20 protein-coding genes and 1 pseudogene are annotated in these 23,783 nt (G+C 45.9%); 11 read left to right on the top strand and 10 right to left on the bottom strand.

Annotation, left to right across the window (positions count from 1 at the left end; genetic code table 11):
* Positions 1–143 precede the first annotated feature (143 nt).
* A complete protein-coding gene (locus AC5JR3_RS04310) occupies positions 144–620 on the bottom strand; it encodes a hypothetical protein (RefSeq protein ID WP_495843382.1) in 477 nt (158 codons plus the stop codon).
* Positions 621–774: 154 nt separating this feature from the next.
* On the opposite strand from AC5JR3_RS04310, the gene AC5JR3_RS04305 reads away from it, so the two are divergent.
* Positions 775–2,502, top strand: coding sequence for a diflavin flavoprotein (locus tag AC5JR3_RS04305; protein WP_495843380.1), 1,728 nt, complete (start codon positions 775–777; stop codon positions 2,500–2,502).
* Positions 2,503–2,631: 129 nt separating this feature from the next.
* Here AC5JR3_RS04305 and AC5JR3_RS04300 read toward each other — a convergent pair whose 3' ends face one another.
* Entirely contained in the window at positions 2,632–2,868 is a 237-nt protein-coding gene (locus AC5JR3_RS04300) for a hypothetical protein (RefSeq protein ID WP_495843378.1), read from the bottom strand.
* Positions 2,869–3,104: 236 nt separating this feature from the next.
* Here AC5JR3_RS04300 and AC5JR3_RS04295 point away from each other — a divergent pair, with 236 nt between their 5' ends.
* The 4 genes from AC5JR3_RS04295 (at position 3,105) to AC5JR3_RS04280 (ending at position 8,143) form a co-directional block, all read left to right on the top strand.
* Positions 3,105–4,040: an NACHT domain-containing protein gene (locus tag AC5JR3_RS04295; RefSeq protein ID WP_495843376.1), complete on the top strand. Its 936-nt coding sequence runs from the start codon at positions 3,105–3,107 to the stop codon at positions 4,038–4,040.
* A gap of 183 nt (positions 4,041–4,223) precedes the next feature.
* Entirely contained in the window at positions 4,224–5,453 is a 1,230-nt protein-coding gene (locus tag AC5JR3_RS04290) for an NACHT domain-containing protein (RefSeq protein ID WP_495843374.1), read from the top strand.
* Positions 5,454–5,744: 291 nt separating this feature from the next.
* Positions 5,745–6,332 carry a phosphate-starvation-inducible PsiE family protein gene (locus AC5JR3_RS04285; protein ID WP_495843372.1) on the top strand — a complete coding sequence of 196 codons (588 nt, stop codon included), beginning with the start codon at positions 5,745–5,747 and terminating at the stop codon, positions 6,330–6,332.
* A gap of 80 nt (positions 6,333–6,412) precedes the next feature.
* Positions 6,413–8,143 carry a diflavin flavoprotein gene (locus AC5JR3_RS04280; RefSeq protein ID WP_495843370.1) on the top strand — a complete coding sequence of 577 codons (1,731 nt, stop codon included), beginning with the start codon at positions 6,413–6,415 and terminating at the stop codon, positions 8,141–8,143.
* Between the two features lie 435 nt (positions 8,144–8,578).
* Here AC5JR3_RS04280 and AC5JR3_RS04275 read toward each other — a convergent pair whose 3' ends face one another.
* The 3 genes from AC5JR3_RS04275 to ilvA all read right to left on the bottom strand — a co-directional run bounded on the left by AC5JR3_RS04275 (position 8,579) and on the right by ilvA (position 11,904).
* Positions 8,579–9,346, bottom strand: coding sequence for an alpha/beta fold hydrolase (locus tag AC5JR3_RS04275; RefSeq protein WP_495843368.1), 768 nt, complete (start codon positions 9,344–9,346; stop codon positions 8,579–8,581).
* Positions 9,347–9,378: 32 nt separating this feature from the next.
* Entirely contained in the window at positions 9,379–10,182 is an 804-nt protein-coding gene (locus AC5JR3_RS04270) for an SDR family NAD(P)-dependent oxidoreductase (RefSeq protein ID WP_495843366.1), read from the bottom strand.
* Positions 10,183–10,392: 210 nt separating this feature from the next.
* Positions 10,393–11,904: a threonine ammonia-lyase, biosynthetic gene (gene ilvA / locus AC5JR3_RS04265; protein WP_495843364.1), complete on the bottom strand. Its 1,512-nt coding sequence runs from the start codon at positions 11,902–11,904 to the stop codon at positions 10,393–10,395.
* A gap of 131 nt (positions 11,905–12,035) precedes the next feature.
* On the opposite strand from ilvA, the pseudogene AC5JR3_RS04260 reads away from it, so the two are divergent.
* Both AC5JR3_RS04260 and AC5JR3_RS04255 read left to right on the top strand, forming a co-directional pair.
* Positions 12,036–12,607: pseudogene (locus AC5JR3_RS04260) on the top strand (transposase).
* 332 nt (positions 12,608–12,939) lie between these two features.
* Positions 12,940–14,646 carry a tetratricopeptide repeat protein gene (locus AC5JR3_RS04255; RefSeq protein WP_495843362.1) on the top strand — a complete coding sequence of 569 codons (1,707 nt, stop codon included), beginning with the start codon at positions 12,940–12,942 and terminating at the stop codon, positions 14,644–14,646.
* A gap of 586 nt (positions 14,647–15,232) precedes the next feature.
* On the opposite strand, the gene AC5JR3_RS04250 is transcribed toward AC5JR3_RS04255, so the two are convergent.
* Positions 15,233–15,331 (bottom strand): PIN domain-containing protein, encoded by a 99-nt coding sequence (locus AC5JR3_RS04250; RefSeq protein ID WP_495843360.1) that lies wholly within the window; start codon positions 15,329–15,331, stop codon positions 15,233–15,235.
* Positions 15,332–15,865: 534 nt separating this feature from the next.
* Here AC5JR3_RS04250 and AC5JR3_RS04245 point away from each other — a divergent pair.
* Positions 15,866–18,379, top strand: a complete 2,514-nt coding sequence (locus AC5JR3_RS04245; RefSeq protein WP_495843358.1) for a PAS domain S-box protein — start codon at positions 15,866–15,868, stop codon at positions 18,377–18,379.
* A 285-nt stretch (positions 18,380–18,664) separates the two neighbouring features.
* The gene (locus tag AC5JR3_RS04240; RefSeq protein ID WP_495843356.1) at positions 18,665–19,114 is read left to right on the top strand and encodes a hypothetical protein; all 450 of its coding nucleotides are present in this window, start codon (positions 18,665–18,667) and stop codon (positions 19,112–19,114) included.
* A 201-nt stretch (positions 19,115–19,315) separates the two neighbouring features.
* On the opposite strand, the gene AC5JR3_RS04235 is transcribed toward AC5JR3_RS04240, so the two are convergent.
* Positions 19,316–19,891, bottom strand: a complete 576-nt coding sequence (locus AC5JR3_RS04235) for an Alr1449 family protein (RefSeq protein WP_495843354.1) — start codon at positions 19,889–19,891, stop codon at positions 19,316–19,318.
* A gap of 165 nt (positions 19,892–20,056) precedes the next feature.
* Between AC5JR3_RS04235 and AC5JR3_RS04230 the strand changes: the two genes are divergently transcribed.
* Positions 20,057–20,539: an AAA family ATPase gene (locus AC5JR3_RS04230; RefSeq protein WP_495843352.1), complete on the top strand. Its 483-nt coding sequence runs from the start codon at positions 20,057–20,059 to the stop codon at positions 20,537–20,539.
* Positions 20,540–20,842: 303 nt separating this feature from the next.
* Positions 20,843–21,871, top strand: a complete 1,029-nt coding sequence (locus AC5JR3_RS04225) for a DnaJ C-terminal domain-containing protein (protein WP_495843351.1) — start codon at positions 20,843–20,845, stop codon at positions 21,869–21,871.
* 116 nt (positions 21,872–21,987) lie between these two features.
* Here AC5JR3_RS04225 and AC5JR3_RS04220 read toward each other — a convergent pair whose 3' ends face one another.
* The 3 genes from AC5JR3_RS04220 to AC5JR3_RS04210 all read right to left on the bottom strand — a co-directional run bounded on the left by AC5JR3_RS04220 (position 21,988) and on the right by AC5JR3_RS04210 (position 23,557).
* Positions 21,988–22,221 carry a hypothetical protein gene (locus AC5JR3_RS04220; RefSeq protein ID WP_495843349.1) on the bottom strand — a complete coding sequence of 78 codons (234 nt, stop codon included), beginning with the start codon at positions 22,219–22,221 and terminating at the stop codon, positions 21,988–21,990.
* Positions 22,222–22,290: 69 nt separating this feature from the next.
* Positions 22,291–22,833, bottom strand: coding sequence for a peroxiredoxin family protein (locus tag AC5JR3_RS04215; RefSeq protein ID WP_495843347.1), 543 nt, complete (start codon positions 22,831–22,833; stop codon positions 22,291–22,293).
* A gap of 118 nt (positions 22,834–22,951) precedes the next feature.
* On the bottom strand, positions 22,952–23,557 hold the full coding sequence (locus AC5JR3_RS04210; RefSeq protein WP_495843346.1) for a peroxiredoxin: 606 nt from the start codon (positions 23,555–23,557) through the stop codon (positions 22,952–22,954).
* Positions 23,558–23,783 lie beyond the last annotated feature (226 nt).

Genomic DNA, 23,783 nt, shown 5'->3' with positions numbered 1-23,783 from the left:
GAGCTTATCCACCTTAGAAGCAATATTCTGTAGAGACGTGAAGCTTTTTCTGCCCCTTTCGGAGGCGGTGCGATCGCTCTTGTCGGATAGGCATTGCCGTTATTTCATCGCTCATATCCCAAAATTTGGGTGCAATACCCACCCTACCCGGATTCTTTACTGAGTAAACCAATGAGAATACCAATCAGTATCTCTAACTCTTCCGGAACACGATACAGCTTGAAATCCTGAATAATTTGTCGTTGTTGTCGGTGAAATTCACCAAACCGCCAATCATTCCCAGTGGTAACAGACCCATAAAGAATCGGTGTATCCGAGTTTGTCCATTGATCCAAGGCAATCAGTTCAACTGCGAGTTGAGTGAAGCCATTCTCAAGATTATCTCGCTTTGCTTCAATCACCAGCAAATCTGGAAAATAATAATTCAATGTACCCTTGAGCCAGTCATTGACAGTAATCGGATATTCAACACGGACTCGCTTGTGAGTTTGACGGCAAAGATGGCTTCGCGGCGTTTGCCGAACTCTGCCCGTTTTGCAACAAGGCGGAAGGTTGCGGCTTCCAGCTTCTGGACGTTTTGTGAGGAGACGATCGCGAAGTGTCTCCGTTGGCGAAGCCACCCTGAAGGGGCTAGGAGAATCGCGGCAACATCTCCAACCCCCTATAAAATCCTGAATTTAATCATAAGATAATACTAACTTAAAAGTAGAAAACGATAGTTAAACTTAATACCTGTAAAGACATGTAATTGAATTGCATAAAAGGAGGCGACCGATGGTAACCGTTGCTGAAAAAGTTCAACGCCGACTGACGATGCAGACTGTCGAAATTGCACCTGAGACAACGGCAATTCGCTCCCTGGATTGGGATCGCGATCGCTTCGACATTGAATTCGGGCTACAAAATGGCACCACCTACAACTCATTCTTGATTCAAGGCGAACAAACTGCCCTAGTAGACACCTCTCACGAGAAGTTTCGCCAACTGTATCTCGACACCGTGACGGGACTGATTGACCCCAATCAACTGAATTACCTAATTGTTAGCCATACCGAACCCGATCACAGTGGGTTGGTCAAAGATATCCTGGCACTCGCCCCGCAAATTACCGTTGTTGGTTCAAAAGTCGCCATTCAGTTCCTTGAAAATTGGCTGCATCAGCCATTTCAATCACGGATTGTGAAAAATAGCGATCGCTTAGATTTGGGTAACGGACACATGCTGGAATTTGTCATCGCGCCCAATCTGCACTGGCCCGATACCATCTTCACCTTTGATACCAAAACGCAGATTCTCTACACCTGCGATGCCTTTGGGATGCATTATTGCGATGACCACACCTTTGATGAAGATTTAGAACTCATTGAAGAGGATTACAAATATTACTACGACTGTTTGATGGGGCCAAATGCTCGCTCGGTGCTGTCTGCTTTGAAGCGGATGAAAGAGTTGCCGGAGATTGAAACCATTGCTACGGGTCACGGCCCCCTACTGCATCACAATGTGACCGAACTGGTGAATTGCTACCGTCAGTGGAGTCAGGAGCAAGCCAAGGCAGAAACGACGGTTGCCGTATTTTACCTGTCCGATTACGGATTTAGTGATCGCATGAGTCAAGCGATCGCACACGGCATCACGAAAACAGGTGTGGCGGTGGAAATGATGGATTTGCGATCGGCTGACCCCCAAGAAGTGAAAGAGCTGGTAAGCATGGCTTCTGGGTTGGTTATTGCTACCCCACCGACTACAGGAGAAGCAGCAACTACAACTCAAACAGCGATCGGCATTATCTTAGCGGCGACCAATGCTAAGCAATCGTTCGGTGTATTTGAGTCTGGCGCTGAGGATAGTGAATCAGCTTATCAGCTAGTCAACAAATTCCGAGATTTAGGTCTGAACCCTGCTTTTCCGCCAATTCTGGTCAAGGAGACACCACACGAAGAAACCTATCATTTGTGTGAAGAAGCAGGAACAGACTTGGGGCAGTGGTTGACTCGCGATCGCACTATCAAGCAAATCAAAGCCTTAGATTCCGACCTAGAAAAAGCCTTGGGAAGACTCAGTAGCGGACTGTACATTCTCACGACCAAGAAGGGCAATGTCAGCAGTGCCATGTTTGCCTCTTGGGTGGCGCAAGCTAGCTTCAAACCCTTGGGGATAAGCGTTGCTGTAGCGAAAGACCGCGCTATTGAGTCGTTGCTGCATGTAGGCGATCGCTTCGTCCTCAACGTGCTGGAAGAAGGCAATTACCAAGGACTGATGAAGCACTTCCTCAAGCGCTTCCCTCCCGGTAGCGATCGCTTTGCAGGTGTTAAGACCTATCCAGCAACCGATGGTTCTCCCATTCTGGCAGACGCTCTTGCCTATATGGAGTGCGAAGTCAAAAGCCGCTTGGATTGTGGCGACCACTGGACGATCTACGCCACTGTTTCGGTGGGTCGCGTTTCCAAACCCGATGCTCTGACGGCAGTACACCATCGTAAAGTCGGGAATCATTATTAACTCACCTCTTCAGCCAAGTTCTCTTGCAGGTTTTTGTAGGGGCACGATATCATCGTGCCCTTAAGCATTGCTTGCTCACGAGTTTTTGAAGCTCAATCACAAAGCTCTGAACTCGGCGGGTTTCGATTACTACTGCTCTCGTTCCTCTTGAAGCAGCCCCAAAAGTTTAAAGCAGAGTTTCAAGAGGAAAATGAGAAACCCTACGTTAGGGTTCAGCCAGGTGGCAAAGCCGACGACGGCAAACTCGATAAATTTTAGCCGCCTGCGAGCTTTGCTGGATTTAGGTTTCGAGTTACTGAGTTGAGTCGCTTGCGATCGCTGTTGATTCTGTTCTGAAGCTGGCTGTTTGGGGGTGAAAGTTTTCATGAAATTTTGCTCCTAGTGAACTTCCAACAGCATGGCACCCAAAGCCTGAAGCTCTTCTGGAGCAAGAATTTGAACTGGTTTGAGTTGTGTTTGAGTTGTGATTTGAGTTGATTTGAGTTTACTGTTGAGTCAGTAGAATGTGATTTGAGTTCGTTTGAATTCATATCAAAGCTGAACTCAAAATTGTCTTAATAAAGATTTAATATTTACAGTGTGATTGGGCTTGAGAGCGGGATATGAAAGTTCGGGCATCTGAACAAGGCATTCGGAAAGCAAGGGAAGCTCTCATCCCGAAGGGTTGGAAGCAGACAAAACTCCTAGAGGAGGCAAAGTCACGCAACCAAATATTAGGCAGTCAGCAGCTTTCCAACTTTTTCCAGAGCAAAACTGTTGAACGTTCCACTGCTGACAAGATAGGCTTCCTCCTCGGTTTGACTTGGGAAGATGGAGACTTTGAACCTGCACTAGGGAAGAGAAAGCAGGACAATGGCACTGATATTGATGAGCTGATGCGAGAGGTGCGATCGCGCTGTTGTGACAAAATTCAAGACCAGTACAGCAAAATCCAATTGTTGAACCTCCAGCGGATTGACGTAGATCAGCTTTATGTTGATGTCTATGTGCTGGAGAAGCTTTCCAGCGAGTCTCATGCAACTATTCCAGATCTGCTGAAAGGTGCAGACTTACGGGATTGCTTTGAGCGCTTGAGTTTGAGGAAGAGAGAGAAGCGATTGTCCGGATTTGAAGTAGTAGCCCATCACCCCAGATTAATGGTGTTAGGCAAACCAGGATCAGGCAAAAGCACATTCTTGCGACACCTAGCGGTTGCTTGCTGCAAGGGTGAGTTTCAGACTAACCACATCCCAATTTTTGTTGAACTTAGAGACATCAAAGATGCCAGTTGTTTCAACTTAGTTAACAAAATCCATAAAGAATTTGGATTGGCTAATCAAGCGCAGACAGAACAAATCCTAAATCAGGGTAAGGTCTTGATTTTGCTGGATGGTTTGGATGAGGTGCCGGGTCAGTCGCGGCGAGATATCCAAGACCATATTTATGAGTTTTCTCAGCAGTATTACAAAAATCGTTTTATCCTCACCTGCCGGACTCAAACGACAGAGTACACCTTATCGACGTTCGATTACGTTGAGGTTGCTGAATTCAAACCGTAACAAGTCGAAATCTTTGCCAAAAACTGGTTTACTGCATTAGCTGAAACGCCTGAACAGGGAGCAGAACTTACAGTAAAGTTTCTGGGCGAGCTGAGATGGTCTAAAAACAAGCAAACTGCTGAACTGGCTGTTACACCCATTCTACTGAGTTTGACCTGCTGGGTTTTCAACAACCTAGAAAGCTTGCCCCCTAAGCGTTCCGATTTATATGAAAAGGGAATCAATCTGCTGTTGGAAAAGTGGGATGAAAAAAGAGGAGTCAGGCGGGAATTAGGGAGTGAAGCCTACAGAAACTTGTCGGTTGGAGAAAAAAAGAAACTCCTAAGTTATCTGGCTGTGCGTAAGTTCGAGCAAGAGCAATATGTATTGTTTGAGCAAGGCGAACTTCAGGGATATATTGCGGAATATCTGGGGATTTCAACCGAGGATAGTGAAGCCGTGCTGGATACTGTAGCAGCACAGCATGGCTTATTGATTGAACGGGCACAGGGATTCTGGTCTTTCTCTCACCTGACGTTTCAAGAGTATTTCACAGCGAAATGGTTTTGCGATCGTGCTGATTGGGCTGGTTTAGTAAGTCATATAAAAGAAAAACACTGGCGGGAAGTATTTTTGCTGGCAGTCGAAATGTTGCCAAAACCAGATTGTCTGTATTGTCTGTTGCAGTTAATGAAGCGGCAGGCTGATGCAATTGTAGCTGAGGATGAGATATTACAGCGATTCTTGATATGGATAAATGATAAATCAAGTTCAGTCAATGTAACCTATAAACGAGTAGCCATTCGCTTTTTTTATCTTTCCCTTAGTCTTGATATTCATTACCCAACTAGTTTTTTAAATGAATTTGGTTGGGTTCCTCTTGTACCTCCTCCTATGCGTAACCTTGAGCATAAGTTTGACAAGATTATTGACTCTGACCTTGCTCTAGCCTTTACTCTTAAGTTAGCTCATGATATTGATCAAAGTTGCCGTACAGCTTTAGATAAATTTCATGATGAAGAAATGGCTGAGTTTTTTGTATCTATACATACTGATGCCCTTTGCTGCGCTCTTGTACGGGAGTTTGAGCCAGAATTAAATAAAGCTATTGAAGATCTTAAAAAAACACTACGAGACTCATTAAAAGAGAATAAATTTATGGTGTGGTGGCAAAAGCAAGGTCAAGCATGGACTGAGAAATTAAGAGAGGTGTTGATTAAGCATGACAAGTTTCATGATTTTGATTTTAATGACACTCAGCAGAAGCACTTGCTACAGCAATACTATGATGTGAATAATTTATTAGTTGATTGTCTGAATAGTAATTGCGCGGTGAGAGACGGGGTAAAAGAGCAAATTGAGGGCAAGTTGTTGCTGCCTATTGCAGAGATGGGAAAGTATCAGCCACAAACAAAGCCTGCCTCCGCAGACTAGATGTATTAGTCAGTGCAGGCGGACGCAAGTTTGTATAGCCCTAGACTTCCAGTCTGAGGGGCAATTTACACATTCGGGATGCTCCCCCTACAACGTCTGAGGTTCAGATTCCCGACTTCTTAGAGAAGTCGGGAATCTCGCCTTCACAAATCATTTACTCAGGGAGGGTGGGTTGGAACTCCGGGAGTAACGCTGATAAAAACCATAAAGAAATTCAATTAATCAGTAGGCAGCTTATAAGTAAAAATAATGTAGTCTGGATTCTAGTGACACAGGTTAGAGGAATCTCAAATGCAGAAGGCTTTGACGAACCCGCCAAGTAACAGCTACGAAGGGTTGAAGCGCAATCGTATTGTGCGCGTCCTGGAAACCGTCCAAGATTTATTTGTCATTTCCCTGTGTATCGCTCTATTCGCCTTGATGGCAATCCAGCTACGAGAGATGTTTTTCGAGCTATTGCCTCCGCTTGATTTCCCAGGTGTTACCTCAGATATTCTGTTCTTGCTGATTTTAGTCGAGTTATTCCGACTGTTGATTATTTACTTACAAGAGCAACGAGTTTCCATTGGGGTAGCGGTGGAGGTGTCTATTGTTTCCGTTCTGCGAGAAGTTATCGTGCGGGGAGTTCTAGAAACCTCCTGGATTCAAATTTTAGCCGCCTGTGCGTTCTTGCTAGTTATGGCTGCACTATTAGTTGTTCGAGTATGGCTTCCACCAACCTTTGATAGGGTTGACCCGGAAAAGCACTTGTCGATGAGGAATAAGCTCATGACGACAGATAACTCATCAAACGCAACTGAAACGGCAACTAATCTAAATTCTCAACCCCTTAGTTCTATCGTTACAAATGGGACGAACGGTTTAGGACATCACGATTGAAACGGTGGATCGAAGGTTTGGAAAATTACTCAAACTCCACCATTTACCTCTGACAAACTATTACCTAGAGAATTAAAACTATGCTGGATATTAAACCTCGCGATGTTCAAGTCGCCTCGATCGCTGCTGCCGATACTACCGTTTTGCGATCGCGCACTTGGGATAGACTCAAATTTGAAGTCGAATACTCCCTGCAACGCGGCACCACTGCCAATTCCTATCTGATTCAAGCTGATAAAACTGCCCTGATCGACCCGCCGGGTGAGTCGTTTACCGAGACTTTCCTGCACCAATTGCAACAGTCTTTAGAGTTGCAGCAGTTGGATTATGTAATTTTGGGTCACGTTAACCCGAACCGGATGGTGACGCTCAAAGCCTTGCTAGAGTTAGCGCCACAAGTCACATTTGTTTGCTCTAAACCGGGTGCGATCGCATTGCAAAGTGCCTTCAGAGAGTACCAGCACTTATTAAAGATTTGGATACCAAGAGCGGAAGAAACCTTAGACTTGGGTAACTCTCATCAACTCCAATTTATCTTTGTTCCCACCCCGCGCTGGCCCGATGGACTTTGCACCTACGACCCCGCTACTCGTATCCTGTTTACCGATAAACTCTTTGGTTGCCATGTCTGCGCTGATCAAGTCTTTGATGAAAATTGGAAGCGCTTAGACGAAGACCGACGCTTCTACTATGATTGCCTCCATGCGGCTCAATCCCGGCAGGTGGAAGTAGCCCTTGATAAATTGGCGGCTTTCTCAGCCAAGATGTATGCTCCCGGTCACGGGTCAGTTGTACGCTACAGCCTCAGCCGACTCACCCATGACTATCGGACATGGAGCCAGCAGCAGAAAGAGCAAGACTTGACAGTAGCGCTTATTTATGCGTCAGCTTACGGGAATACGGCAACGCTGGCGCAGGCGATCGCAAAAGGCATGACCAAGGCAGGGATCGGCGTAGAAACGATTAACTGTGAATTCACCGACCCGGCAGAAATTGAAGCCGCCGTGCAAAAATGCGATGGCTTTATCATCGGTTCCCCGACTCTAGGGGGACACATGCCGACCCAAGTACAAACTGCCTTGGGAATTGTCCTCTCCACGACTGCTAAAACCAAATTAGCGGGTGTTTTTGGTTCATACGGCTGGAGTGGGGAAGCGGTTGATGAGATTGAAAGCAAACTCCAAGATGCCGGTTATCGTCTCGGCTTTGAAACAATTCGGGTCAAGTTCAAACCCGATGATGTTACCCTGCAACAGTGCAAAGAAGCGGGGACGGATTTTGCTCAGTCGTTGAAAAAGTCCAAGAAATTCCGCACCCCCTCGCAACCCGTTAGTAACTCCCAAATTGACCGTACTGCCCAAGCAGTGGGGCAAGTTGTCGGTTCGCTTTGCGTATTAGCTGCCAAGCGCGGCGAGGTGAGTAGCGCCATGCTGGCGTCTTGGGTTACGCAAGCAAGTTTTAATCCCCCTGGTTTGACTATTGCAGTAGCCAAGGATCGGGCGGTAGAATCTCTGACTCATACGGGAGATAAATTTGTCTTGAATATTTTGAAGGAAGGGATGAACGTAAGGCGGCACTTCCTCAAACCCTTTGCTCCGGGAGAAGACCGTTTTGCGGGTTTAGATACGCAGGAAGCTGCAAACGGCTGTCCGATTATTAATGATGCCCTTGCCTATTTGGAATGCACGGTTAAGAATCGGATGGATTGCGGCGATCATTGGTTAGTCTATGGGGTTATTGACAATGGCAAGGTGATACAGCCTACGGGGATGACGGCAGTGCATCACCGCAAATCGGGCTGCCAGTACTGAGGTCTTCAAAACCGCTCGAAATCTGCATAAGATTCCCTTTTAAACTTTGGACAAAAGGAAATTTCTTCGCCAAAATTTTTAGGAAGGAAAAGCTTAAATTAATCAAAAACTGAGTTATTTAAGCGGATATAGACAAGTGTTTCTCAGGTTTTGACCGTTTTTAAGAACTTCCTGTTTAGGACGAGGTGGAAGAGAACATCCTTACTTTGTTGAAGAACATTGCAAATGTGCGATCGCATTATCCTAAAAATAATTTATGCGCCAGACTATTACTTTCATCCCAATAGCGACCGCTATGATTCCATCCCATGAGCCGCCGCAGGTTCACCGGGCTAAAAGCGACCGCTCAAAATGTCATCTATTGAGTAGGGGCATCTTGCGGAAATGTTTTAATGGGTAAATTTGTTTCTCCAGAAGCCAGTGCAATTCCTTTATTTATTGCTCCATCCCAGTATTGCAACACAGCCGCCGCAACTGTTCAGCGACCCAGTTGGGGTCTTCTAAGGGTATCAGGTGCCCCACGCCCTGGGTAGTAATCAGCTTTGCATGAGAAATAACGCCCAGCACATCACTCTCAATGGTGTTATAAGAGATGACGGGATCATCTTTAGAGGCAAGCACTGACACTGGCATCTGGAGCTGTGGCATCTGATCGGCAATAGAATGGTTCATCCCCTCCAGTAGCCACCATCGCCAAGCAGTCTCTTCTACAATCAAATGAGTCTCGATCGCCAAAGCCTGCTGTTCTTGGCTCAAAGCCCGCTGAGTTGCACTGCTAAGGGTTGTTTCAGCATTAGACTGGCTAGGATGATTGTTTAGCAACCGCTGTTTTTCCTCATCGGGCATCGGTTCTTGGGTTGGGGGTGAGGGCGCAATCAAAACAACTTGTTCAGGGGGGCGCTCGCTCTTGGCAGCAACTTGCAACGCAATTTTACCGCCCATCGAATGCCCAATCAACGTATAAGACTCCACATTAAGCGCAGCCAGTTCTGCACAGACAGCATCGGCATATTGGCGTAAAGAAGGCGAAGCGATCGCTGGCGCTTTTCCAAATCCAGGTAAATTGATGGCAATACAGCGATAGTCCGGTAATTGCTCGGCAACCCAGCGCCAACTCATCGCTGCACCCCCAAAGTAGTGCAGAAACACCAGGACTTTGTCTTGGCGACCCCACTCGATCGCGGATGAAGTTTGACTGATCATAGTAATAGATATAGTTCTGCTGTAGAGCGGCTTTATTGATGCACCGTTGCCACAGAGCCGCCATCAACACGGTAGTTGGAGCCAACCACAAAGCTAGATTGCTCAGAACACAAAAACGCAATAACAGAAGCGACTTCCTGCGCTTTACCGCGTCTATCTAGCACGAGATGAGGACGCTTTTCATCTAAAAAGCTATCGATGGCACTGTCAAAATCAACTCCTAACTTTTGCGATCGCTGCTCCATCATTGCGTCAGTCATGGGCGTTGCAATGAAGGCAGGGGAAACAGAGTTCACTAAGATACCATCCTGGGCATAAGCATTAGACAGGTTCTTGGCAAAATTAAGAATGGCAGCCTTTGCCGCACAATAGGGCATTTCTTCCACATACGGCTGCACCGCATCTTCTGAACCAATCAAAACAATGCGCCCCCAACCTGCCTCACGCATAGCCGGAATGAAAGCCCGACAGACGCGCACTGCCGCCATAAAATCTACATCAAGAGACTCATACCAGTCAGCATCGGTTAGCTCCAGAAATTCTTTCTGCGCTCCCGTAATTCCGGCAGCATTTACCAGAATATGAACGTTTCCAAACTGGTTGAGAATCTGTTGTTTAGCTGCTTTAACTTCTTCTAGGTCGGCAAGATTTGCTTGAACTGAGATTGCTTCTCCAATCTTTTGAATTTCTGCAACCGCTTGCTCCAACTTTTTAGATGTTTTGTCGAGCAGGGCAATCTTGACGCCTTCGGCAGCTAGCAGTTTAGCTGTTGCTAGACCAATGCCAGAATCCCCTCCGGTAATAACCGCAACTTTTCCTCTAATTCCTAAATCCATAATGTCCTTGTGTACTCAACTTCTAGCTGATGCTCTTTAAGCTTTAAGCAGGCAGATCAATTGACAACGCTTTGAAGCCGAGCTATCTAAGCTATTTCATTCATTAAGAATTGTAAACAGAATTTTAGAGCTAGAACTCTATCAAAGGTAGAAACAGCTGATGCAGTGGCGATTTGTACTCCATGAGGCGATCGCCTTTTCCCAAAAAATCTATCCCAAAAACAGTTTATATGCGGGATTCTTATTCTCATCCCAATAGCGATAGCCAAGAGTATCGAGAAAAGCCTGCCACTCCTCCATCTCGTGCGGTGGAACCTGCATTCCCACAACAATTCGCCCGTAGTCTGCACCATTGTTGCGGTAGTGAAACAAGCTGATATTCCAGTTAGGACTCATGGAACCGACAAACTTCATCAATGCGCCGGGACGTTCGGGAAACTCAAACCGATAGAGCAATTCATGGTGGGCGAGGGGAGAACGTCCGCCAACCATGTGCCGCAGGTGCAACTTCGTTAGTTCGTCATCCGTTAAGTCAAGGGTTTTGAACCCACACCCTTCAAACTTTGCCACCATCTTTGCGGCGTCGGCACGGTTTTGAATTTGCACCCCCACAAAAATATGGGCTGCTTTTTCATCGGCAATGCGATAGTTAAACTCCGTCAGGTTGCGTTTGCCCATACAGTCGCAAAACTTGCGGAGACTGCCCGGTTCTTCCGGAATCGTGACGGCAAAGATGGCTTCGCGGCGTTCCCCAAACTCTGCTCGTTCTGCGACAAAGCGGAGGCGACCGAAGTTCATATTTGCACCGCAGGCAACGGCAATTAACGTTTGTTCTTCAATTTGCTCTCGTTCTGCGTAGGCTTTGGCGGCGGCGATCGCTAATGCTCCAGCGGGTTCCAAAATCGATCGCGTATCCTCAAATACATCCTTAATCGCCGCACAAGTGGCATCCGTATCCACCAGAATGATTTCATCCACATATTCCTGACACAGGCGGAAGGTTTCTTCCCCCACTTCCCGCACCGCCACCCCATCAGCAAATAAACCCACATTCGGTAAGCGCACCCGTTTCCCGGCTTTGAGGGATTGACTCATGGCATCAGCATCGACGGGTTCAACGCCAATAATCTTGATTTCCGGACGCAACCGCTTCACATACGCGCCAATCCCAGAAATCAATCCCCCCCCCCCAATCGCCACAAAAATCGCATGGATCGGTTGCTGGTATTGCCGCAGAATTTCCATCCCAATCGTTCCCTGTCCAGCAATCACATCCGGATCGTCAAAGGGATGAATAAAGGTTAATCCCTTCTCTGCTTCCAGCTGACGGGCATAGGTATAGGCGTCGTCGTAGGTATCCCCATGCAACAGCACCTCTCCCCCACGGGCTTTGACTGCATCTATCTTTACCTGGGGTGTGGTAACTGGCATGACGATAAGCGATCGCGTCCCCAGATGACGGGCAGCCAGGGCGACTCCTTGGGCATGGTTTCCAGCAGATGCCGCAATGACGCCCTGTGCGAGCAAATCCGGCGGCAGTTGCGCCATCTTGTTGTAAGCACCCCGCAGCTTGAAGGAAAAGACGGATTGCATATCCTCCCGCTTGAGCAGGAGTTTGTTATTGAGTCGTGCGGATAGGTTTGGGGCGTATTCTAAGGGCGTTTCTTGGGCGACATCGTAGACACGAGCCGTCAGGATCTGTACCAGGTAGTCGCAGAGCATGGGGTGAAGGGGGTGAGCAGAGGGCGGATGTAAAGAAAATTTTACTTTATCGATGGGTTGAGATCCCCGACTTTTTTAAGAAGTCGGGGATCTGGGGGAACACTACTAAAGATGTTGTGCAACTCGTATTCATGCCCCAAAGACGGATTCCACTGCAAATCGGGAACTTTTACCATATCTACAATCGGGGGAACAATCACCAAGCGATTTTTTTCGAGCGTGAGAACTATCTTTATTTTCTGCGATTAGTGAGGCAGCATCTCACAACAAACGGAGTAGATGTTGTTGCTTACTGTCTCATGCCCAATCATTACCATTTCTTGGTTTACCTGAGAGATGAAACTCTGTCTAATGCAATGAAATCTCTCTCACTCTCCTACACAAAAGCAATTAATCTGCGGTTCAATCGGGTTGGGGTATTATTTCAGGGGCGGTTTCAAAGTATCCATGTTGACCGAAGTGATTATCTGGTCAATGTCTCACGCTATATTCATCTAACCCGGTGAAAGCAGGACTGGTGCAGCAGGCTGGAGAATGGGAGTTTTCCAGTTATTTGGAATATGCTGGATTGCGGAAAGGAACGCTACCCAAAAGGGAATTAATTGGAGCGCTTATCGAGGGAGAATTGGCTTATCAGCAGTTTTTAGCAGATTGTCAATTGCCTAGTAGCATTAGTTTCAAACAACTCTTGCTGGATGAGTAACCTTGCAGATTAGATCCCCAACTTCTTCGAGAAGTCGGGGATCTTAAATCATCGTAAGCACCCCGCAGAAGGAAAAGACGGATTGCATATCCTCCCGTTTGAGCAGGAGTTTGTTATTGAGTCGTGCGGAGAGGTTTGGGGCGTATTCTAGGGGGTTTATTGCACGACATCGTAGACACGAACCGTCAGGATTTTTACTAGGTAGTCACAGAAGCATTAGAGTCAACAGGGAGTGCAAAGAATATCCCAGTTAATTTGAGATTCAACACAGTTTATTGGGAATACTCAGAGTAAGCAGGTACCAAACCAAGACTGATCTCTGGAGATTTCTAATGTTGCGTCATTTACAGTGGGTTAAGACAGGTATTTTAACGCTACTAGCGTTGATTTGGCGGCTGGTGCGATCGTGTAGAACATCAATGCAGCGATCAGAGGGATTGGTTTCGTTAGGAGAAGGCATGGAGCAATATGAACGTGGAAGATATCTAGATGCCTTGAGCAAATTTAATCAAGCCTTGGGGTACTTGCAGCAAGCGAATGAACTGGAATACCAAGGGCGGACTCTCAACTATATCGGACGCACTCACCGTAGTCTTGGTCGATATTCCAAAGCTCTGGAGAGCTATCAACAAGCCTTAGTAATTTATCGACAAGTTGGGAATCGGCTTATGGAAGGAGATGTAATCTGTGGCATTGGTTCAATACATTACTTCCTAGCAGAGTATCCAACTGCACTAGAGCATTATCATCACGCCCTCATCATTGCTAGGGAAGTTGGTAATCAAAAGGGTGAAGCTGGCGCTCTTAATGCTATGAGTATGGTTTACGACGCTCTAGGGCAGCCTAGAGAGGCGCTAGCGAATTATCAGCAAGTTTTGTCTCTTGTTACTAAAGACAAGAGTCAACGAGCTACTATCTTAAGCAATATGGGACAGGTTTACAGTGGAATCGGGGAATATGCGAAAGCATTAGAACTTCATCATGAAGCGTTGGGTATCGAAAAAAAGATTGGCAATTCAGCAAGCATTGCTTCTACACTGAACAACATTGGTGTTGTTCATCGCAGTCTTGGTCAATACCCAAAAGCACAGGAATATTATCAAAAAGCTTTAAAGCTCTTTCGGAAAGCAGGTTGTCGTGCAGAAGAAGCTACAGTTATTAATAACATTGGTGGAGTGTATGACCAACAGGGTAAATACTCCGAAGCATTGAAGTGTTATGAGCAAGCTCTATTAATTCATCGGGAAGTGAGGGATCGACATGGTGAAGGAGTAACGCTCAATAATCTGGGAGCAGTGCATCACTTTCTTGGGCAGCTTCAGCAAGCATTGGAGTACTGCCACTGTGCTTTCGATATCTATGAAGAAATTGGTCATGTTTCCGATCAAGCTTCAACTCTCAACAACATTGGACACTTATATTTCTTATTGGGCAATGACTCAGAAGCACTGAAATACTACCGAAAAGGTTTAGTTATTGCCAGTAAAGCTGGAGTTCGTGATACTGAGGGTGTTATTCTGGACAATATCGGGTTAATCTATTCTCGTCAAAATGAGTTTGCAAAAGCTTTAGAGTATCATCAACAGGCTTTGATGTTGCAGCAATCCATTCAAAATCTACCCAATCAAGGAACTGTTCTTAGCAATCTAGGCGAGGTATATTGCAATTTAAACAATTTTACCAAAGCACAAGACTGCTATCAGCAGGCGTTAAAAATTCAGCGGCAAATTGGTGATAAACGAGGTGAAAGCTTCACTCTCGCAGGTCTGGGTGAGATGTACGACCGTCATCAAGACTATACAAAGGCAATGGAATACTATCAACAAGCTCTAAAGATTCGCAAAGCTTTAGGAAATTATTCAGATGAAATGAGAACTCTTAGGCTTATCGCAGAAGTTTATACTAAGCTAGAACAATACTCAGAGGCACGAGAATGCTATCAAGAAGCTTTGACGAGCGCTAGAGTTCGTGGAAATCGAACTCTTGAAGAGAAGCTGGTAAATAGTATTGAGGAAATAAATAAAAATATAAATCAATAGCATTGGAGTGTTATGGATAAGCTCTGTGAATCTGTAAACAGATTTGTGTGCGTACTGAGGTAATCTCGATATAGAAGAGATTAACTAGCTGCACGAACAGCCATAGGTTGGTTACATCAACGCTGCCAAATAGCTCGCTCACTACGATGCCCAAGTACGATCGCTCATCGCCTTAAGTTGAGTAGACGCAGGAAACCCAACATCTCATCATTCGCTACCAACACGACTATCCAATTTAATTGCACTATCCACATACCAATCTCTTGTATAAGCGCCGTCCCGCATATAGCAATGAAAACTGGAAGCGAAGGTTGAGGCGTAACAGGCACAATGCTCATCTTGAAGCTATAAAAAAAAGCGCGATCGCAATCATGAGTGAACAGAGCGATCGCTCATATTAGTTTTGGCTGTATGTAGAAGCGCGATCGCCTTTGGGACGTTACGCGATCGCACATCAGCAACAGGTTTTTAGGACTTATGATTCTCCCACCATTGCCAAAATTTGGTTATACAGAGCTTGAGAAACTCTAAACTGGGATTTAGCAATGAGGTCATCCATTAAAGGTCGAACAGCAGGAATCAATGATCACTGTTTGGCTTCCACCAGCACCCCCAGCAAACCAGTAATCCGGATGCCCAGACGGTTTGCTTCTGTTCTACCACGACGCTTATCAATGAGTAACAAGTCAGCATTGATTTCCAGCGCTAAAGCGATCGCTTCGGATTCGCCTGGATGAGTGGCGCTGTGTTTTGCAATTGCTCAACCATTGCGCGATTAGTAACAGATCGAACCTCACTCAATCCATTGAAGAGTTTGTACTTCAATAGTTCCAGGAACAGGCGGATCGACAGTCAATTCTTGGTAAACCACTGTTGGAATGAAGATGCGATAGCCAAGCGCTGATGTAAGCAGCAGATCGCTCTCTTAATCAAATCAAACCAACAGGAGCGATCGCTTTCTTCATTCCTGCTGGCGATCGCTCACCTAGCATCGCCTATCTCCGGAAATTATTCCTTCTCTAAAGTAATTAAAAATTGCTCTTTCCTTAGTAAGGAGTTGATGCAAACTATAAATTATTTATATGGTACTGACATTTACAATTGCAAATACTTAACAATAACCTGAAATAATATCTTTAGAATTTCAGAATTTCCGTTACTACAGGGCTTGACCAGGAATTGGATTAGCTTCGCCATGCCCTAGGGGACTCATAAAACTATGTATACTCAATCAAACTTTCTAGGCTTGACCCAGTCCCCCAAATGTCGAGAGGCACAGGCATTGCTGAAACATAGCGAAGAACGATTTAGAACGTTAGTTGCTAATATTCCGGGTGCTGTGTACCGCTGTATTTACGATGGAGAATCACAAAAATCGCCCCTACGCACGATGGCGTTTCTCAGTGAAGCCATTCAAGAGATTTCTGGCTATTGTCCGAGTGACTTTATCAACAATCGCGTCCGGTCTTTCGTCAGTATTATTCATCCTCAAGATCGAGCGCGAGTTGAGCAGGCTGTGTGGCAGAGCGTTAGAGTCAAGCAACCTTATGTCATTGAGTATCGGATTGTTCGAGCAGATGGCAGGATAGCTTGGGTCTATGACAAAGGTCAAGGCATTTTCAGAGAGAACAATGAGAACGAGACACAGCAACGACAAATACAACCCTTAGAAATGGATGGGGTGATCCTAGACATTACAGAACGTAAGCAAGCTGAAGTCGAGTTGCAGTCTACCCAAGCGTTTCTTAATACTGTTGTTGAAAACTTACCACTTGGGGTGTTTATTAAAGATGCTGTTGACCTGCGAGTCATGTACTGGAATAAAGCCAGTGAAGAGCTGTTTGGCTACTCCAGGGAAGACGTGTTGGGTAAGAACGACTATGACTTTTTCCCAAGAGAACAGGCTAAATACTTACGTGCTAAAGACCGACGAGTGCTAACTGGAGGTCAGTTAGTAGAAATCCCAGAAGCGCCGTTGAACACGCCCCATCGTGGCGAACGGTTTATGCGTACAAAAAAAGTGCCTTTGCTGGATGAAGCGGGTACACCCCGGTATCTTTTGGGAATTAGTGAAGACATCACCGACAGTAAGAAAGCGGAGGAGGGACTGCGGGAATCAGAGAGACATTATCGCCAGATCTTAGAAACGGCGTCAGAGGGCATTTGGATGTTTGATGTCGATAGCAAGACGACCTTTGCTAACAGTTGGATTGCCGAGATGCTGGGCTACACCGTGGAGGAAATGCTGGGGCGATCGCTCTTTGACTTCATGGATGAAAACAATCAAGTGCTAGCACAAACCTATGTGGAGCGACGCCGCCGAGGCATTCACGAACGACATGATTTCAAATTCCGCCGCAAAGATGGTTCTGATTTGTGGGCAATTGTCTCGGCTACGCCGATTTTAGACGCACGGGGGCAGTTTGTTGGTGTGTTGAGAATGATTACGGACATTACGCCTCGCAAGCAAGCTGAAGAGGCTCTGAAGTCATCGCACCAGGAATTTGTCAATATCATAGAACGGATTACCGATGCCTTTTTTGCGCTGGATCATCAGTGGCGGTTCACCTATATCAACTCAGAAGCGGCACAAACTTTCGGGCGCACTTGGGAAGAACTGCAAGGGAAAAATTTTTGGGAAGTGTTTCCTGAAGCTGTCGGTACGATAGTTGAACGAGAGTACAAGAAGGCGATCGTTCAACAAATTCCCGTTATCTTTGAAATCTTTCATTCATACTTGAATAGCTGGTTTGAGGTGCGTGCTTATCCCTGTGCAGAAGGGCTTTCTATATTCTGGCGCGACATTTCCGAACGCAAACAAGCAGAGGAAGCACTGCGGCAATCTGAGAGGGAGTTGAGAGCTAAAAACCAACAACTTCAGCAAACCTTGCGTCAGCTAAAACAAACTCAAGCCCAACTCATTCAGAATGAAAAAATGAGTAGTCTGGGTCAAATGGTTGCAGGAATTGCACACGAAATTAATAATCCAATTAGCTTTATCTACGGCAATGTTGCCTACGCTCGTCAATATGCCTCTGGTTTACTAGACCTAGTGCAGCTTTACTCCAAGCACTATCCAGAACCCTTGCCAGAAATCAAAGATGAGCTTGAGGCAATCGAACTAGATTTTGTATGCGCGGACTTTCCCAAACTGCTGGCATCGATGAAAGAAGGAGCAAACCGCATCCAAGAAATTGTCCTCTCATTACGCAATTTTTCCTGTCTAGATGAAGCGGAAAGGAAGGCAGTTGATATTCATGAAGGCATTGATAGCACTCTGCTACTCTTACAGCATCAATTGAAAAAGCATTCCTCTGATTGTGAGATTCAGCTAAGAAAAGAGTATGGTTCACTGCCTCTGGTGGAGTGTTACCCAAGTCAGTTAAATCAGGTCTTTATGAGTCTCCTGAGTAATGCCATTGATGCACTAGAAACGCATTCTTGTCCGAGACTTATCGCGATTCGTACCGAAGTCAAGCATGAAGGGGAAGGGATTCATCCTTCTCATGTCGTAATTCGGATTGCCGACAATGGCTGTGGCATTCCAGAGAAAGTGAAGCAACGCATCTTTGACCCCTTCTTTACTACCAAACCAATCGGTATAGGCACAGGTTTAGGGTTATCTATTTCCCACTCAATTATTGTTGAAAAACACGAGGGTCAGCTAACTTGCATCTCAACACCGGGGGAAGGAACAGAGTTTGTCATTAAGTTACCAATACAGCAAAAATAAGTAGCTCCATCTAAAATCGTGCTTGCGATCGCCCCAGCAGAAATAATCCTCATGAGCTAGTCCGCCTCTACGGAACCCACAAACCACCCCTACTTTTAGCGGATAAAAATGGAATTGGTGTGGGAGGACAAGCTTGACGCATACAGGAACCACCGGGTTCAATCTGTCAAAATAGTGAATTCATTCAAAAATTTTTCAGGGAAAAACCTCTATCTGTGGAACGATTTGACCCATGAGCCAGATGAAGTAGAAATAGAAGGCTAAATCTCATGGAGATTGTATTCTATGAACGGAAATTATTTTATGAAACAACTTTCGACTGTAGTACGCTGGATGGCTACAACTGTGTTTTGTCTGTCAGCGATCGCCTTCGTTTGGCAAGGTGCGTTTTTCTCGAACACCGCAGCAATGGCGGCTCCTGCTGCAAACTTGATCGCCGCAGCAAACGCGGACGGTGCAGTTCAAGAGAAAGCCGATGATTTTTTTGATTCCTCCAGAAATTTGATCGAAGATACGAAAGATCAGGTTAAAGAAACTGCCAATAAAAATGCCGCTCGAGTTGATCAATCAACGGATGACGATGGTAGCATTCTTGAGGGCAAAGCCAAGAGAGATAGAGATCGGATCGAGAAAAAAGCAAATAAAGATGCGGCTCGGACTGAGAAAGCAGTAGACAACACACAGAATTTTGTTGAAAGCGCTATTGAGAACATCAAAGATGCTTTTAGCGATTAAAGAATAGATACTAGCGATTAAAGGTCAATGTACAGGATTTCATTCATCGCCTCTAGTTGAGGCTGAAGGAACGATGTACATTGATTGGCTTTTGCAATTCTTCTGGATTTGATGGTGCCAAAAGCGGCACGTATTCATGAAGCGAGCGGTGAGCGATCGCCCCGACTAGAATTGCAGATACTAGCTTAGATCCCCCACAAGCTAGTCGGGGAATGCAAGTCCCGTGCGAGGATCGCGGATATAAAGCCCCAAAACTAACGATTCCATAACTGTGTCCCAGACGGGGATTAAGCGTTCCGCATCGTCCACCCAGTAGTCAAAAGTAATGAGACATTGAACTCCAGAACCTAACCCAATACAAATTCGGGAATAAGCTTCGCGGTTTTCTTGAGGGTCAATAAATTTGATTTGAGTCCAAACAATACGAGCAGTTTGGCGCTTGAATTGAATAAATTCCCCTCGCTCAACTACATTGCGCTTTTCATCTCGAACTGTCTGCTTTAATAGCCTAACCAGCGGAAAATCTGCCCAATTGCCAGGGGGTAGTAAATTAAACGAAGCTTCTAAGCGGCAATCATCGTTCGGCGGCTCTTTGTCTAAAAACCGGAACGACTTTGTATCTAGTTCAAAATGCCAATTGCTGGGAACATCAAAGCGCAACGCTCCTCGCCCTGCCACAAAGATCCGAGTTCCTGGCTTTGATTTCCAGTTGTGGTCTTCTTTTAACTCTAGAGTTTCCTTGATCCATTGGAGATTGTGCTTCTTGCGCTTAGACATAGCCACTCCACTTTATGTATTGACGTTTTCCTTATTTTGCCGTAGGTTGGGCTATTACTATAACGGACGCATCGCGTCAGGTAATTTTGTTGTAGGCTCGTTGTTTTGCCGATCGAGTTCTGCTGAGATGGAAGAGAGTGCATCAACAATTCAAATCTAACTAGAATGGGCAAACGGCAGCTAACTTTACTGATTGGAGTTCCCGGTAGCGGCAAATCTTCTCTAGCGCAACGACTGATGGAAGAACGTCCGGGATGTCATTTAGTTTCTACTGATACCATCCGCGCTCAGTTATTTGGGGATGAAAGTATCCAGGGAGCGTGGGAAATTGTCAGGGAACACCTACAGCAACAATTTAGACAAGTGGTGAAGCAGGCAACTAATGGGGTAATTTATGACGCCACTAATGCTACTCAGGCTCATCGACAAGAAGCGATCGCCTTAGCTCGTGCCGCAGGCTTTAGTAAAATTACAGGCATCTGGCTAGACACTCCCCTCAATACCTGCCTAGAACGCAATAAAGAGCGATCGCGCACTGTCCCGGAAACTATCATCCGGCAAATGCACGCCTCCCTCCAAACAACACCCCCAAGCTTGCAAGACGGGCTAGATCACTTAGTTCACTACACAGATAATTGTCGGCGTTAATCTCCACGAGAACTAGCAAATATTCAGCCAACTATTCCTCCTTTAGCGTTCATCCTTCCTTAAGTACGGGAATTGCGACCTTGCCCTGTGAGGAAGAACCGAACATAACCTTCTTGACTCCTTTGTTACGCTTAGTGGTGTTGAGGTATGTGAGTAAAGTTTTGGTTGTTAGGTTGTTAGTTTTATAAATTAGCAACGCTTCATGCTAGTAGGCTCCTTTCCTCACGTTAGCCTAGCTGCTATACATTAAGTTTTTTCTAACAACTAGCAACTAATAACTAAAAGCAACAGGAGATACGCTTCATGGCTGCAACCGACTTCAAAGACTACTACGCTATTCTCGGAGTAAACAAAAGCGCTAGTGCCGATGACATTAAAAAAACTTTTCGACGGCTAGCGCGGAAGTACCACCCTGACATGAACCCTGGCGATAAACAGGCTGAGGCTCGTTTCAAGGAAGTTAGTGAAGCCTATGAAGTCTTATCCGATGCTGACAAACGTCGAAAATACGACCAGTTTGGTCAGTACTGGAAGCAAGCAGGGGAAGGATGGCCGTCAGGAGCAGGAGCAGGTAGAGCAGGTGTCGGTGTCGATATGGGCGACTTCGACTTTAGTCAGTACGGCAGCTTTGATGAATTCATTAATGAGCTGCTCGGTCGCTTTAGCACAGGCGCTGCTGGCACAGGCGGCTCACGGGCTTATAATTACCGCACTACTACAAAGGGATCGACTGGATTCAACGATTTTGGTGGCTTCAATGACTATGCTGGGTTTGACAACCATGCGGCTGGAGTCGCTGCTGACCAAGAAGCCACAATTAGCTTGAGTTTTTCTGACGCCTTTCATGGTGTTCAGAAACGTCTGAACCTGGGTAATGAAGCGATTGATGTGCGGATTCCTCCCGGTGCTAAACCGGGTAGCCGGATTCGTATCCGAGGTAAGGGACAACTCAATCCCTATAACCAACAGCGGGGAAATTTGTATTTAAACGTTGAACTCCAACCGCACTCGTTCTTCCAGTTTGAGGGAGACAATCTGGTTTGCGAAGTGCCTGTAGCACCCGATGAAGCGGTGCTAGGTGCCACGATTGAAGTGCCGACACCGGATGGTAAGGTTAAGGTCAATGTTCCTGCCGGAATTCGTTCTGGACAGTCGCTCCGGCTGCGGGGGAAAGGATGGCCTCGACCCAAAGGGGAACGGAGTGACCAATTGGTGCGAATTATAATTGCAACGCCCAAAGATATTAGTTCGGTTGAGCGAGAATACTATGAGAAAATCCGCGATAACCGCAGTTTCAGTCCTCGCAGCCACTTACAGCAAGTGACGTTATAAGGGGTTTATTCGCGTTTGAGTCAACTACAGATACAGGATAGGGGAAGAAAAGGGTGAAGGATGAACTAGGAAGTAGGTAATTAGTTCTCCCTATCACCCCATCATCAAGAGTTCCCCTAACCCTCCTTGTCTTTAAACAGGGAAGCGGCGGCAGCTTGGAGCGAGAAGTACTCCATCTCTGGCAGACCATTTACATAAAATTTGCCATCTACAGATTCACAAATGGTGCCAACGACCTGTTCGCTAGAATACACAGCTAGCAGTTGTTGAATTTCCTCTGGCCCAAACCCTTGTAGTGTGGTACTCCAGTCGTTTCTATCCACTGCACGAATCTTGATCGTTTCTTCCATCTAAGCAACTCCTGTAGAAGGGTCAATTGACTGTATTTACCACGTTTATATCAGTAAATCCCAAAAATCTTACAATTGATCGATAGCATTTAGCAGTGTCTCGATCTCTGCATTGGATGAAAGGAAAGAAAACAGGTGTTTAAACCGTAGATGTCCTTCTCGATCCAGAATAAACTGTGCTGGCAAAGGTGCGCCTAACGCCTGACCGACTTCGTAGGTTTGAAAGCTATTACAAATTGGGTCGCTCAAGAGGGGCATTTTTAGCCCGAGGTCTTTGATAATTTGTTGACTTTGCTGTTTGTCAGTACTTGTAATCATTAGCACTTCCACCCCTTTTTCTGTAAAACGCTCGTAGTTCTCATTTACAGCCTTGATGTGGGGGTAGCACAAGGGGCAATATTGCTTTTCTGTGAAGATGCGAGTAAAAGCAAGCAGCAGCGGTTGTTTGCCACGATAGTCAGACAATTTGACCTGACGGTTATTGGTGATGTCTGGCAATTCAAAATCCGCTGTTTTTTGTCCTAGCTTCAGGGTGTTAGTGGCGGGTACGGGAAAGAAGTTACGCAGGAAGCGCTCGTTGAGTAAACCCCGAAAGTCAGTGGAAGTCAGCATTGTTGTAGTCTCCTGAATCAATAAAAATTAACCCCAACACCACTTTTTGACAAATCCTAAGTCTTGGTGTTGGGGTTAATATACAACTGTGGCGTTATCGACGCAGCTAACTTGTTAATTACACAGCGGCGAAGAAAACCTTGGACTTAACGGGGTCAGGAACCATGGTTTTGTCTCCGGGTTGCCAACCGGCGGGGCAAACTTCGTCGGGGTGAGCCTGAACGTACTGAATGGCTTGCAGGGTACGCAGGGTTTCATCGACGTTACGACCGAAGGAGAGGTTGTTGATTGTCGAGTGCTGAATTATTCCGTCTTTATCGATGATGAATAGACCGCGCAGAGCAACACCAGCTTCAGGGTCAAGAACGTTGTAGGCGGTACTGATTTCTTTTTTGATGTCAGAAACCAAAGGATAGTTCAAGTCCCCAACACCACCAGACTTTCGGTCGGACTGAATCCAGGCGAGGTGTGAGAATTCGCTGTCAACCGAAATTCCTAGGATTTGGGTTCCTACTTCCTTGAATTCTTCAGCGCGATCGCTAAATGCTGTAATTTCAGTCGGGCAAACAAACGTGAAGTCTAGAGGGTAGAAAAACAAAACGACGTATTTGCCACGATAGTCAGACAGTTTGATCGTTTTGAATTCTTGATCGACTACAGCAGTTGCAGTAAAGTCAGGGGCAGTTTGGCCTACCCGGAGACATCCTTCTGTCGGGTTGGTCATGAATAATTCTCCTTAAATGCTATCAGCGTATACGTTTGCTATACACCCAGGTACAGTTGCTCTCTCGCACTGACCTGTGCTGGTTACAGTTGAGTAGTTACGAACTGTTAACACTATATCATACTCATAACGATTTTGAGTAGGCGTGATAATCTTGAGAGTCCTGAGTGCTGAGTCGGTGATGAATGGACGTCTTGTACCACCCTGCTAATTATCTGGGAAATAG

The organism is Kastovskya adunca, from assembly GCF_059505785.1.
Note: the sequence above shows the minus strand (reverse complement) of the source record. Positions and strands in the feature narration are given on the sequence as shown.

Excerpts from the sequence above, each read along its gene's own strand:
- AC5JR3_RS04305 (WP_495843380.1), top strand. The coding sequence starts at position 775 with ATGGTAACCGTTGCTGAAAAAGTTCAACGCCGACTGACGATGCAGACT.
- AC5JR3_RS04300 (WP_495843378.1), bottom strand. The coding sequence starts at position 2,868 with ATGAAAACTTTCACCCCCAAACAGCCAGCTTCAGAACAGAATCAACAG.
- AC5JR3_RS04295 (WP_495843376.1), top strand. The coding sequence starts at position 3,105 with ATGAAAGTTCGGGCATCTGAACAAGGCATTCGGAAAGCAAGGGAAGCT.
- AC5JR3_RS04285 (WP_495843372.1), top strand. The coding sequence starts at position 5,745 with ATGCAGAAGGCTTTGACGAACCCGCCAAGTAACAGCTACGAAGGGTTG.
- AC5JR3_RS04280 (WP_495843370.1), top strand. The coding sequence starts at position 6,413 with ATGCTGGATATTAAACCTCGCGATGTTCAAGTCGCCTCGATCGCTGCT.
- AC5JR3_RS04275 (WP_495843368.1), bottom strand. The coding sequence starts at position 9,346 with ATGATCAGTCAAACTTCATCCGCGATCGAGTGGGGTCGCCAAGACAAA.
- AC5JR3_RS04270 (WP_495843366.1), bottom strand. The coding sequence starts at position 10,182 with ATGGATTTAGGAATTAGAGGAAAAGTTGCGGTTATTACCGGAGGGGAT.
- ilvA (WP_495843364.1), bottom strand. The coding sequence starts at position 11,904 with ATGCTCTGCGACTACCTGGTACAGATCCTGACGGCTCGTGTCTACGAT.
- AC5JR3_RS04255 (WP_495843362.1), top strand. The coding sequence starts at position 12,940 with ATGTTGCGTCATTTACAGTGGGTTAAGACAGGTATTTTAACGCTACTA.
- AC5JR3_RS04245 (WP_495843358.1), top strand. The coding sequence starts at position 15,866 with ATGTATACTCAATCAAACTTTCTAGGCTTGACCCAGTCCCCCAAATGT.
- AC5JR3_RS04240 (WP_495843356.1), top strand. The coding sequence starts at position 18,665 with ATGAACGGAAATTATTTTATGAAACAACTTTCGACTGTAGTACGCTGG.
- AC5JR3_RS04235 (WP_495843354.1), bottom strand. The coding sequence starts at position 19,891 with ATGTCTAAGCGCAAGAAGCACAATCTCCAATGGATCAAGGAAACTCTA.
- AC5JR3_RS04230 (WP_495843352.1), top strand. The coding sequence starts at position 20,057 with ATGGGCAAACGGCAGCTAACTTTACTGATTGGAGTTCCCGGTAGCGGC.
- AC5JR3_RS04225 (WP_495843351.1), top strand. The coding sequence starts at position 20,843 with ATGGCTGCAACCGACTTCAAAGACTACTACGCTATTCTCGGAGTAAAC.
- AC5JR3_RS04220 (WP_495843349.1), bottom strand. The coding sequence starts at position 22,221 with ATGGAAGAAACGATCAAGATTCGTGCAGTGGATAGAAACGACTGGAGT.
- AC5JR3_RS04215 (WP_495843347.1), bottom strand. The coding sequence starts at position 22,833 with ATGCTGACTTCCACTGACTTTCGGGGTTTACTCAACGAGCGCTTCCTG.
- AC5JR3_RS04210 (WP_495843346.1), bottom strand. The coding sequence starts at position 23,557 with ATGACCAACCCGACAGAAGGATGTCTCCGGGTAGGCCAAACTGCCCCT.